Origin of the sequence: Tsuneonella suprasediminis, assembly GCF_003605755.1 — a bacterium.
Taxonomy (GTDB): domain Bacteria; phylum Pseudomonadota; class Alphaproteobacteria; order Sphingomonadales; family Sphingomonadaceae; genus Tsuneonella; species Tsuneonella suprasediminis.
Map to the genome: position 1 here is coordinate 456,130 of NZ_RAHJ01000018.1, position 12,609 is coordinate 468,738.

Consider the following 12,609-nt stretch of genomic DNA (forward strand, 5'->3'; position numbering starts at 1 on the left):
CCAGTCTATGATGCAGTTGCCCGAAAGGGCTCATACCGCCGCCGCCGGGCCGCACACAGGCGGCTGGGTCGCTCATTGATATCGAAACGGGCCGAAGAGCCGCGATCGAAAAGGGAATTCAACTTGCGTATGGTATCATCGATCATGAGGCATAAAGTTCTTGGAGCCGTCTCGCTTCTGGCGCTGGGCACCACCAGCCCGGCACTGGCACAAGAGGCACCGGAACAGTCAACTGACCAGAAAGCTGACGAGTTCGCCGGGGCGATTGTCGTTACCGCAACCCGGCGCGATGAAAAGTTGAGCGATGTTCCGATCAACATCGCCGCATTTTCCCGCGACACACTCGATGCATTGGGAACGAAGTCAGTCGACGATCTGGCCCGCATTACGCCCAACCTCCAGTTTTCGCGTCAGCAGTTCGGATCCGGCAACCGGTCGTTTATCTCGATTCGCGGCATCCGTTCGACCGTCGGCACAGCGACGACGGGCATTTATATCGACGACACACCGATTCAGATCCGTACAGTTCGTTCAGCGACGAATACCAATGCGTATCCGCAAGTGTTCGATCTGGAACGGATCGAGGTGCTCAAAGGTCCGCAAGGGACTCTGTTCGGTGCCGGGTCGGAAGGCGGCACTGTCCGCTTCATCACGCCCGAACCGAGCCTGACCGAAACGCATGGATACGGCCGCGCAGAAGTGTCTCACACCGAAGGCGGTGAGATGAGCTACGAAGCCGGTCTGGCGCTGTCGGTGCCTATTGCTGAGGATAATTTCGCTCTCCGCGCCAGTGGCTGGTATCGCCGCGACGGCGGGTATGTCGACCGGGTGAATCCCTCGACCGGCGCGATGATTCAGGAAAATGCTAACCGGCAAGAGAGTTACGCGGGCAGGCTCGCGTTCAAGATTCGCGCGGGCGAAGATGTCACCATTACCCCGTCGGTTTTCCATCAGCGGGTGTCGGCAGACGATTCGGGCATTTTCTGGCAGAGCCTGTCCGACATCGATGAAGGGGACTTCCGCGCGGGCAACGCCCTTGCATCCCCGTTCGATGACCGGTTCACGCTGGCCGCTGTCAAGATCGATGCCGATCTGGGCAACGTCGCGCTGGTTTCGAACAGTTCGTACTTCACGCGGAACATGGCGTCATATCCGAACTACACCGAGTATGTCTGGCACCTGCTGTCAGGGCAGTCGATTCCGCTCGATCCAAGTATGACGTTCGACGCCGACTATCTCAGCGGACAGGACGTCTACACGCAGGAAGTTCGCTTGCAGTCGACCGATGCACAGGCGCGGCTCAACTGGACTGTCGGCGCATATTATTCGCATGCGACGCAAAACGATTTCGAAGGGATCAACGGCTCCAGTCTGGTCACCATGATACCCATGCTGACCGGTGGGCTGACCATCGAAGACGTTTTCGGTGTGCCGCTTTATCAGGGCTATGCCTTCTACGATAACCAGAAGAGCGTCGACGAGCAGATCGCCGCTTTCGCGCAGATCGATTATCGCCTGATGGACACGCTCAAACTGACGGCGGGGATGCGTGTCTCTCACGTACGTTTCTCATTCGACAGCCTTGTCGCCGGGCCGCAGAACGGTGCAACGGTGACGACGACTGGCGAACAGTCGGAAACGCCGGTTACCCCGAAAATCGGCCTGTCGTGGGAACCGAATGACGATCATTTGTTCTATGCCAGCGCATCCAAGGGTTTCCGCCCCGGCGGCGCACAGGGGGCTGTCGGCACAGCGAGCTGCGGAACCGATCTCGCCGATCTCGGTCTCGACCGAGCGCCTACCAGCTATGGATCCGATGAAGTGTGGAGCTACGAAGTCGGTGCCAAGAACAGTCTGCTGGGCGGGAAGCTCTCGCTCGATACCAGCGTATTCTGGATCGACTGGTCGCGCATTCAGGCACGTGTCACGCTGCCATCCTGTGGGCTCGGCTTTATTACCAATGTCGGTTCCGCAACCAGCCGGGGTGTGGATTTCGCGGCTTCGCTGAAGCTTGGCGGGCTCTCGCTCAACGGTGGTGTGGGTTATGTCGATGCGACATACGATGACACACTCGTCGTCGGCACCAGCACTATCGTCACCGAAGGGCAGCGCATCGCGCGTTCACCGTGGTCGGTCAGTGCTTCGGGGCAATACGATTTCCCGATTGGCAACGTCGATGGTTATGCTCGTGTTAATTACCAATTCCGGTCTGCGGGGTCGCAGACGCCGTCGATCGTGATCGGGTATGACGGGGCGATCCCCGGTGATCCGGCCACGCATTTCGTGGGCATCCGTGCGGGTGTCCGAACCTCTACGGTGAACCTTTCGGTTTTCGTCGACAACGTGTTCAACGAATTGCCTAACTACCTTTCACGGCAGTTCCGCAGCTCGGATCTGTTTTATGGTTCGACTGTACGGCCGCGGACTGCGGGCATCACAGTGACCAGCAACTTCTGACGAATATGGGGAGCGGTCGTTATGACCGCTCCCCATATTACACGAGCTGCTGTGAAGCTTGTGAGAGACTAGCCCTTCAAAGCGCCGCTAGCGAACCTGATCGAGGTGACGCAGTGTCTGCGCGATCACTTGCCTGGTACGAACCAGCACCATTTCCCTCCAGCTCTCTTCCGCCGGATCGAAATGCGCCCGCATGCGTCGCCGCAAGTCGAGGCCGTAATCGCTGAGCGGATCGCCGGTCCCGTGCCCATGATACCAGTGGTCTTCACGATAGAGTTTGCGGCTCGATTCCTGATCGAATGTGCCGAACTCCAGACAGAGATACAAATGCCGGCCATCGGCAATTCGCTGGTCCCAGAACTGTTGCATGGTGCCGTGGAGCGGCACTGAGAAAGATGTCCCCAATTCAGGCGAAGTCAGCGATGGCCCGATGACATCCTGAGCAATCGCGTGTGAGCGCGAAGCAGGATCATGCTCGCTTTGCGGTTCCCCGTATCCATAAGGACCGAGCCCTGTGTGAATATCGAGCACAGTCACAAAGTCCCGTTCCATCAACCGATAATCTGTGAAGATGCGGTCGAGAGTGCGATGCGCTTCTGCTGGGGAAGTCCCGCAATAGAACATGCCCTTCGGATCGGAACACTGGCCGCTCTTTCGTGCAATCTGGAACGCCAGTTCACCTTTGTCGGCGCGCCAGCGCGCGAGTTCTGCCTCAGACCGCTCAATCTGGCTCTGATCGAGGCTCGACGGAACCAGCAGTTCGGCAATCTCGGAGTAATCAGGGTTGGCGGGCGGGTTCGCGAAATCGATGAAATTGCGGTTGAGATCGCAGCCTTCCGCTGTAACCCGCCGATCCCACGCGAACCCATAGGGGTTGAGTGCATGCACGAGCAGGACTGCCGGTGCGTGATGGGGCCATTGGGCGGCATGTTCCGCAATCCAGTCACGTTGGACCGCTGAACCGGAATATCCCTCGATACCATGTGTGCCGGATATCAGCACCAGCACTGTGCGCGCTTCGGGATCGCCGATCCACGCACAGTCTGTGAACAATTCGCTGCCGTCCGGGCCGGTGCTGACTGTGGCATAACTGCGCACAGCCCCACCTGCCGCCTGCACGAACCCGTCACGTGCTTCGGCAAAGCTAGCGGCGAAATGCCGACGCGCGGCCTGAGTGACGGGTTCGAACACGCTTGAAAAGGTCATACTCCGGGGAAGACCGATGCGATTGCGGATTTGGTTTTCTCGATCATGAAATCGAGATCATTGGTATCGATTACCAGCGGCGGAGCAAAGCCAAGAATATCGCCATGCGGCATTGAGCGGGTAATCAGGCCCCCCTCCAATGCGGCGGCAGAGAGGCGCGCGCCGATCTTCTCCGACAGATCGAAGCGCCGCTTGCTGTCGCGGTCGGCAACGAATTCGATCGCCGCCAACATACCGGTTCCACGCACTTCGCCAACATGCGGATGACCGGCAAATGCATCTTGGAAAGCTGCCTGGAACTGCGGAGCAAATTCTGCGACCCGCTCGATCAGATTTTCGCGTGCGATCACGTCGAGATTGGCAAGCCCGGCTGCGGCGCATGTCGGGTGTGCCGAATAGGTGTAGCCGTGTGCAAACGGGCCGCGTGCGTCGGAACTCTGTTCCAGCACGGACCATACCCGTTCGCCAACGATGGCGGCGGACAGCGGCAGATATGCGCTCGTCAAACCTTTGGCGACCGTGATGAGATCGGGCTCGATGCCATAGGCGTCACAACCGAAATTGTGGCCGACGCGTCCAAAACCGCAGACGACTTCGTCGGCGATCAACAGGATATCGTGGCGACGCAAGACGGCCTGAATCGCGGGCCAGTATCCTGCTGGCGGGGGGATCAGTCCACCGGTGCCCAGAACGGGTTCGCCGATGAATGCGGCGATCGTATCGGCACCTTCGCGCGCGATCAGCGCTTCGAGATCGGCCACACATTTCGCGACGAAGCCAGCTTCATCCATGCCCGGTTCCGCACCCCAATAGTGATGTGGTACTGTAGTGTGGAGTACGGGGCCGGAAGGCGCATCGAACCCTTCGTGATAGAAACGCATACCGGTCAGCGACGATGCCATCACTGTGGCACCATGATAACCGCGTTCGCGGGCAATGATCTTCTTCTTGGTCGGACGGCCGAGGATATTGTTATAGAACCAGACGAGTTTGACTTGCGTATCGTTGGCGTCCGAACCTGACAGACCGAAGAAAACCCGGCGCATATTGGCGGGTGCCATTTCGAGGATGCGTTCGGCCAGAAGTGCCGCTGGCTCGCTCGTGTGACCGGCGTAGGCGTGGTAATAAGCCAGCTTTCCGGCCTGCGCGGCGATCGCCTCTGCCATTTCAGGGCGGCCATATCCGATGTTGACGCAGTACAACCCGGCGAAGCCGTCGAGCAGCCTACGCCCATCGGCGGTTTCGATCCATGCGCCGCTGCCACGGTCCACCACGACCGGCCCGCCGGTTTCGCCGTCGGAAAATGTACGCAGTGGGGTGAAGGGGTGGATCATGCTCTTGCGATCGATCAGCCCGAGGTCGCGATTGCTGCCAGCGCGCTCCGTCGTTTCCTGGAGTGTTGAGGCCATTGGTTGTCTCCTAATTGCTGCAAATGCAGAGGTAACGGGTTTCAGTGAAGGCGATGAGGCCGTGACGGGCGCCTTCGCGTCCGAGGCCAGATTGGCGCATCCCACCAAAGGGGACGGGGGGGCCGGTCATACGGGCGGTGTTGATAGCGATCATGCCGTAATCCAGCTGCTGCGCGACCCGTGTCGCGCGGTCCAGATCGCCGCCGTGAACGTATGCGGCCAGTCCATAGCGCGACCGGTTCACATGCCCGATCACATCGCCTATTTCGCTATAGGTGCTGATGGCGGCCACCGGCCCGAAGGTTTCCTCGCGCGCGATCCGCATCTCGTCGGTTACACCGGTCAATATTGTCGGCGCGAGCCAGCAGTTGCCCGATGGGGCGGTGCCTGTGAAGGCCAGCTGCGCCCCTTGATCGACTGCGTCCCGAATCTGTTCCCGGCAAGATTCGGCTTGCGCGGCTGTCGTCATCGGCCCGATCGCGGTTTGCGGATCGATACCGCGTCCCACCTGTAGTTTTCGCGTGGCGGCGACAAACCTTTCGACGAAGGTGTCGCGGAGCGTCTCGGGGACGAAGAAGCGGTTGACCGCTAGGCAATCCTGACCGCCGGTGGTGAACTTCGCGCCCACCGCATCCTGAACTGCGCGATCGATGTCTGCATCATCGAGTACGATGAAGGGCGCATGTCCACCCAGTTCGAGCAGGACGCGTTTGACGCCTGCGGCGGCTGACGAAAGAATCTTCTGACCAACTGCGGTGGAGCCGGTGAAGCTGATCACACCTATATCGCGGTGAGCAACCAGTTGCTCGCTTAGCGCCGCTGTCTCACTTGTTGCGACCGAGAAAACACCTTCAGGCAACCCGGCGGCGTGGGCGGCGTCTTCCATCGCCAGCGCCGTGAGCGGTGTTTCGGGAGATGGTTTGACGATCGCAGTGCAGCCAGCGGCAAGGGCGGCACTGGCCTTGCGGGCGATCATCGCGAACGGAAAGTTCCACGGAGTTATGAGGGCAGCGACACCGATGGGGATCTGCTGCACGATCCCCTGACTGCCCGACAGATGCGGGGCCAGAATTTCGCCTGTGGGACGCACTCCCTCCTCTGCGAACCATTCGATAAAGCCCAGTCCGTAGTCGATTTCGCCCCGCGATTCAGCGATAGGCTTGCCCTGTTCGCGCGTCATCAGCTGGGCGAACTCTTCCTTTCGGCCCCGCATGATCTCAGCCCAGCGTCGCAAAGCGTCGCGACGGGATACAGGCAGTTGTTCGCGCCACCCAGAGAACGCACGCCGGGCATTGCCAACCATCAGATCGAGTGTGTTCGCGTCCATTTCCTGCGCCATACCCACAACCGAACCATCGGCGGGGTCATAGACCGCGAACTCATCGGTCGACGGGCGTTGATTGAGGCTGGCCAAGCGCGATTCTCCTGCGTGAACGAAGTGCTATTTTGGCTTCGTTGCAGCGCGAAGGTTCCGGCTCTCGCGATCCTTTTGCGAATTTCCTCCCTCTATTTCTGGGCTTCACAGAAGAATGTTGCGTCGCGGTCTGCGGTGCGGGGACTTCGCGGGACATTCCGAAGAAATTTCGGCTGATTGCGGATTGTGCCGAAGGATCGGGCAGGGCCCTGCGATACAACAGGCTTCGGCAAGGAAAATTGGCATTATGAACCAAAATCAATCGAATGCGTCTGTCGAGCCGCCTAAAAAACGCAGTTTATGGCGCCAGCCTGCCGGTGTGTATCTGGTGTCGGCTACCGAATTCTGGGAGCGATTCAGCTATTACGGCATGACCGCGATGCTGGTGTTGTTTCTTTCGTCAGCGATCCCGGACGGTGGTTTGGGATGGAGCCGCGACGAAGCGCTTCATGCTTACGGAATCTTCGGCGGGGCTGCGTTTGCACTACCTGCATTGGGTGGATGGATTTGCGATCGCTGGCTGGGGCATCACCGCGGCGTAGTGGGTGGCGGGTTAGGCATTCTGGCCGGAAATGCCGCCCTGTTCGCGGCGGGATATGTGCTGGGCGAAATGCGGACCATCCTTGCAATGGCAGGGCTGGCGCTGGTTGTTTTCGGCACCGGCTTGCTCAAGCCTGCCGTATCCGCTCTGATCGGCGGCCTTTACGATAGCGAAGACGGTGACGCGCGACAGGCCGGATATACCTTGTTCATGATGGGGATCTGGCTGGGGTCGATTGGAGGAACGATTTTCTCCGGGGCTTTCGGGGAGGCACTGGGCTGGCGATGGGGGTTTCTCGCCTCTGCTGTCGGAATGGCATTGGGACTGTGCCTCTATCTCGCGCAGTCGGACCGGTTGATCGGGACGATGCAGCGCCAGCCGCAGGCTGAAATCGCTGCAAACCGTCAGAAGGGTAGTGTGCCTGGCGCGTGTTTGGCGATTGCCTGCATGACCTTCTTCACCGCTATTTATGCCATCGCCTTCTACCAGAAAGCAGGCGTTCTCACTCTGATGGTGCGTGACAGCACCGAACGGTTCGCCTTCGGTGCGACAATCCCCGCAGCGCTGTTCCTTACCGTGAGCACGGTCGGCTTCGTTCTGCTGGCACCAGTGGCGCAGATGATTGACGACAAGCTGGCTGCACAGGGGCGGCAGCCTGACATATTCATGAAACAGGCAGCCGGTCTTGCTGCACTACTGATTGGTTATTTCTTCTTTATCGGTGCGGCGAATGAAAGCGCGGGTGGCGGGCTTCATTCGCCTCTGTGGATCGTAGCAGGTTATTTGTTCTTTTCAGTGGGTGACGTCCTGATCTGGCCACCGCAGATTTCGACCATCAGCCGGATTGCCCCCGCACATCGGGTCGGGCTGCTGATTGGCGTTTGGTATGTCACAGTTGGTGTAGGTAACTACATGGCCGGGTGGCTTGGGCCGCTCGCATCCGAAATCGGCCAAGTCTCTTATTTCATTAGCATACAGGCGCTGCTTGGCGTCTCAATCGTAATCCTGCTTGTCTTGCGCTGGACAGTACCGGCGTTGCGCCGTGCTGCGGATCCGGACGCAGAGTAGCCCAAAGAGGAATTAATATGTCTGAAGATCGCCCCGCAGCATATCTGCGTTTCGAACGTTCGGAATACGACACCCGTCTAAAAAATGTCCGGTCGGCGATGGCTCAACGCGGGATCGACACGCTTGTCCTGACCGACCCATGCAACCTCTACTACCTCAGTGGATACGATGCTTGGTCGTTTTACACGCCGCAGTACCTCGTGGTTCGGCAAGCGGATGCTCCGGTCTGGGTGGGGCGGGGTATCGACCGGAAGAGCGCGCGGATTACCAGCTGGCTCGCTGATGACGATATCATCGCTTATCCAGACGACTATGTGCAGGCGGCCGATAAGCATCCCGCCCAGCCGCTTTGCGCTCTGTTGGCGGAAAGGGGCTGGGATAAAGGCGTGTTGGGACTGGAAGCGAGCAATTATTACCTGACTGCGCTGGCCAGCGATATTATCCGGGCGGAAACACCTAATGCACAAGTGGTCGATGCCAGCTTGCTGGTGAACTGGGTGCGATTGATCAAATCGCCTGCCGAAGTCGAATATATGCGTAAAGCGGCGCAAATCGTGCAGGGAGCCATGACGGTTGCGACGCAAGGTGCACGCCCCGGCGTTCAGGAAAACGAGCTGGCTGGCGATATCTATCGCGCGCTGATTGCAGGGACAGACGGGGCAGGGGGGACATATACCAGTTCCCCGCCGTTCATGCCGTCGGGTGACTGGGTTGATACGCCACATCTCAGCTGGCGCAATCAGCCGTATGGAAATGATGTTCAGGTGAATTTCGAGCTGATGGCATGCCACCATCGCTACCACGTCCCGATGTCGCGAACCGTGTGGATCGGGACTCCACCCCCTGCCGTACGCGATCTCGAAAGCATCGCGGTGGAAGCATTGAACGCTGCGCTGGATGCTGTGAAACCCGGCGCGCGCTTGTATGAGGTCGAGGCAGCCTGGCAATCGGTTGCCCGGCCGCGCGGTGTCAGCAAGACATCGCGCTGCGGGTACCCCATCGGCATCGCATATCCACCAACACTGGGCGAGCTGACCGCCAGCATCCGGCCTGGCGACGAGACTGTTTTGCAGCCTGGCATGACATTCCACCTGATGCCAGGTGTCTGGCAGGATGGTGCATCGATTGTGATCACCGAGGCATTCCACGTGACCGAAAACGGCGCCGAACGCTTCTGCAGTTTCCCACAACGGCTGGTGGTGAACGACTGAGCAGGCGGGGCGATAGCGCGGCCCAGATAGTTTTTGGAAAGTGAGAGGCGATGAAAGTCACACCGATAAGAAGTTTCCGGTCTAGTGTGGGGACGGTCCAGTTGGATGCCACTGACATGGCAATTCTCAGCATTTTGCAGGACAATGGCCGGATCACCAATTCGCGTCTCGCGCTCGATGTCGATCTGTCCGAAAGTGCTTGCTTCAACCGGGTGCGTCGGCTCGAACAGGCGAAAGTGATCGAGGGGTATCGTGCGGTCATTTCGCAACGGGCGCTTGGCTCTTTCATTACTGTCTTGGCCGATGTGACGCTGGAATCGCATAAACATCATGAGCATTCGCGGTTTGAGCGCATCGTTATGGAAATTCCGGAAATCGTCGAATGCACGGCCACGTCCGGCCAGTTCGATTACCGATTGAAAGTCGTGGCCGTGGACATGGACGACTACATGCGTCTGATGGACGATCTGTCCGAGCGACATGATCGGATCGGCCAGTTTTTCTCCAACGTTGTAATGAAGACAGTAAAGCACCGCCCGAATTTCATCCGCGGAGCCGACGATAACGGGGAGGCCGAACTGTGAAGGCGCTGAGCACATTTCGCGCGATCGCGCTGTTCGCCACCGTTGCTGTAGTCACGCCTGTTCAGGCGAGCACGAACGGGCAGTGCGATTTCGCCTGTCGCGAAAGCCGTGGAGATGTGTTTTCTCCCGATGCGGTTCGCCAGCTGTCCGATGCGATTGCACCGGCTGCCCCGGCAGTTGTGTGGCAGAGTGACAGCAAGGCGTTCTACTATGCGCGCACGTTGGCAAGCGATGTCGCGTTGTACAAAGTCGATCCCATAGCGCAGACCCGGCAAGAGGTTATTCGCGCGTCGACAATCCTCGCCCGCGCCGGCGTGAAGGGGGTGCCGGCAGGCTCACTGCCTGCCGCGGCGTTATCTGTCGATGGCGGCGGGCAGCGCGTGAGGCTCAACATCGGCGAAGAACGACTGACCTATACTCTAGCGGATAATACCGTGTCGCGTTCGCGACCCGATCGCCATGCAGCGACGTCACCGGATGGGCAGTACAAAGTTTGGACGAAAGACCATAACCTGTACAGTTCGACCGCAGATGGCGACGCAGTGCAGTTAAGCAACGATGGAGAACTGTGGCGCAGCTTCTCTTCCGGCATGGCAGACACACAGCCTACCGATATCGCTGCGATTACCGGCAGAGCCGATGCTCGCGCGCCGCGCATCGGCTGGATCGGTTCCGGGACCAAATTCTACATCCAGCGACAAGACCTGCGAACCACAGGCGACCTGTGGCAAATCGATTCACTGGCTCAACCGCGTCCTCGCATGATTACGCAGAAAATGCCTCTGCCCGGCGAAACGAACCTGCCGGTTTCCGAGCTATGGATTTTCGATGCAAAGGGTGGCCCGGCTGTACGTGTGGACACAGGCGATTGGGTTCATGTCGGCAACCTCGATCCGGGGCAGGGCGGCATATGGCCATCGCGCGATGGCAGAACGCTCTATTTCGCGCGAATGACGCGTGGCTACTCAGCGGTAGAGCTGTGTGCGGCAGATGTCGCGACGGGCAAAGTGCGGGTGATCTTGCGGGAAGCGCCGAGCGATGGATGGTCGGTGCGCTTCGCTGATTTTCGAGAGCTGGAGAAAGGCTTCCTGTGGCGAAGCGACCGAAGTGGTTTCCAGCATTACGGCCTTTACGACTGGTCGGGACGGTTTGTTCGCGATGTGACGCCGGGAAACACTTCGGCGTGGTCGATCCTCGATCTCAGCCCGGACGGGCGCGAGATGATCTACACCGCGTTCGACGATGCGAGGTACCGCAATCCGGCGCAGTTTCGCATACATATCGCCAAAATCGGGACCGGCAAATCGCGACCGCTCGACCGTGAAGACGCCCATCACGAAGTGACACTCGCGCCGGATGGGCGGCATTATGTCGATGCGTTTTCCCGCCCGGATCTTGCACCCACGATGGTGGTGCGCGACCGGGCCGGTGTGATCGTCATGACCGTGGAAAGCTCCGATACCAGCGCGCTGGAGCGTTCGGGCTGGCGCTCACCGGCGCGCATTCGCACGTTGGCAGCCGATAAAGCGACGCCGCTTTATGGATGGCTATGGCTGCCCGGACAAAACAGCGACGAGGGTAGTTTGCCGATTGTGGCCGACGTCTATCCCGGCCCATCCACCGAGATGGGGCCGATCCGCTTCGATCCCGACAATCCCAACGGTCGTCTGGCAGCGGCGGGGTTTGCAGTGTTGAATATTGGCCAGCGCGGCGGCACGTTCATCAGGGGCAAGCGATATCAGCATTACCCGTTTGAAGTCGGTAGTGTGCGCGATTATCCGATTGCGGATAACAAGGCCGCGATCCGTGGGGTGGCGAGCCAGTTCCCCGTGATCGATATCGACCGGGTGAGCATCATTGGTCATTCAGGCGGGGGCCTGATGGCGGCAACCGCGATGATGCTGGCGCCCGATTTCTACAAGGTCGGCGTGGCATCGGCGGGCAACCACGATAACCACCTCTACGAGATGGGGTCGGGCGAATTCAATTTCGGGGACCCCCTGACAGGGCCGGCCGGTTCGCCCGATGGATATGCAACCAATCAGGCCCTCGCACCGCGTTTACAGGGCAAGTTGCTGTTGATCCATGGCGCTTTGGATAACGACGTGCCGCTAGGTAATACGATGCGATTGTCAGATGCTTTGATCAAAGCGGGCAAGAATTTCGACCTGCTGATCCTGCCGTCGCAACGACACGGCTTTCGTGGAGTGGACCGCGAATATGTACGGCGCAAGACGCTGGCTTATCTGCTTGAGCATCTCGACGGGGTCGAGCCGCCAGTGGATTTGATGCCAACGGCACCGTCCGGACAATAAGGCCACGGGTGTCCGGCATGGCACCGGACACCCGAATGGCGCCATCCATCAGGGCAGCGCGGCCGTAACGATCACTTCGACTTTGTAGTCGGGCGTTGCCAGTTTTACTTCGCCGGTCGCGCGGGTGGGGGCGTTGGCGCCGCCGATCCATTCTTCCCACACCCCGTTCATCGCGCCAAAATCGGCCATATCGGCAAGCCAGATCGTGGCCGTGAGCAGGCGCGACTTGTCGGTTCCCGCTTCGGCAAGAAGCTGGTCGACATTTTCGAGTACAGCGCGGGTCTGGGCCGCGGCATCCTCACCTGGCGCCCCGACCTGGCCTGCGAGATGGACAATGCCGTTATGGATCACGGCCTGGCTCATGCGGACACCGGAATGGAGGCGTTCGATTGTCATGATGTTTA

Annotated in this window: 9 protein-coding genes; 5 read left to right on the top strand and 4 right to left on the bottom strand. The window is 59.4% G+C overall.

The window, feature by feature from the left end; translation table 11 throughout:
• The first annotated feature begins 144 nt into the window (after positions 1-144).
• Positions 145-2,457 (top strand): TonB-dependent receptor, encoded by a 2,313-nt coding sequence (locus D6858_RS08170; RefSeq protein WP_165859665.1) that lies wholly within the window; start codon positions 145-147, stop codon positions 2,455-2,457.
• 87 nt (positions 2,458-2,544) lie between these two features.
• On the opposite strand, the gene D6858_RS08175 is transcribed toward D6858_RS08170, so the two are convergent.
• Genes D6858_RS08175 through D6858_RS08185 form a run of 3 tightly spaced genes read right to left on the bottom strand, consistent with a single transcriptional unit; the run spans position 2,545 to position 6,486 of the window.
• Entirely contained in the window at positions 2,545-3,663 is a 1,119-nt protein-coding gene (locus D6858_RS08175; protein WP_120108905.1) for a DUF2817 domain-containing protein, read from the bottom strand.
• Positions 3,660-5,072 (bottom strand): aminotransferase, encoded by a 1,413-nt coding sequence (locus D6858_RS08180; RefSeq protein ID WP_120108908.1) that lies wholly within the window; start codon positions 5,070-5,072, stop codon positions 3,660-3,662. Before D6858_RS08180 ends, D6858_RS08175 begins: the two co-directional genes overlap by 4 nt.
• A 10-nt stretch (positions 5,073-5,082) precedes the next feature.
• Entirely contained in the window at positions 5,083-6,486 is a 1,404-nt protein-coding gene (locus tag D6858_RS08185) for an NAD-dependent succinate-semialdehyde dehydrogenase (RefSeq protein WP_120108910.1), read from the bottom strand.
• Between the two features lie 247 nt (positions 6,487-6,733).
• Between D6858_RS08185 and D6858_RS08190 the strand changes: the two genes are divergently transcribed.
• From D6858_RS08190 to D6858_RS08205, 4 genes are read left to right on the top strand one after another with little or no spacing between them, the layout of a single operon-like run.
• The gene (locus tag D6858_RS08190; RefSeq protein WP_165859666.1) at positions 6,734-8,095 is read left to right on the top strand and encodes a peptide MFS transporter; all 1,362 of its coding nucleotides are present in this window, start codon (positions 6,734-6,736) and stop codon (positions 8,093-8,095) included.
• A gap of 17 nt (positions 8,096-8,112) precedes the next feature.
• Positions 8,113-9,306, top strand: coding sequence for a M24 family metallopeptidase (locus D6858_RS08195; protein WP_120108914.1), 1,194 nt, complete (start codon positions 8,113-8,115; stop codon positions 9,304-9,306).
• Positions 9,307-9,356: 50 nt separating this feature from the next.
• Positions 9,357-9,890 (top strand): Lrp/AsnC family transcriptional regulator, encoded by a 534-nt coding sequence (locus tag D6858_RS08200; protein WP_120108917.1) that lies wholly within the window; start codon positions 9,357-9,359, stop codon positions 9,888-9,890.
• Complete coding sequence (locus D6858_RS08205; protein ID WP_120108919.1) at positions 9,887-12,205, top strand: S9 family peptidase; 2,319 nt, start codon at positions 9,887-9,889, stop codon at positions 12,203-12,205. Before D6858_RS08200 ends, D6858_RS08205 begins: the two co-directional genes overlap by 4 nt.
• A 48-nt stretch (positions 12,206-12,253) precedes the next feature.
• Here D6858_RS08205 and D6858_RS08210 read toward each other — a convergent pair whose 3' ends face one another.
• Positions 12,254-12,601: a RidA family protein gene (locus tag D6858_RS08210; protein WP_205664903.1), complete on the bottom strand. Its 348-nt coding sequence runs from the start codon at positions 12,599-12,601 to the stop codon at positions 12,254-12,256.
• Positions 12,602-12,609: the final 8 nt, after the last annotated feature.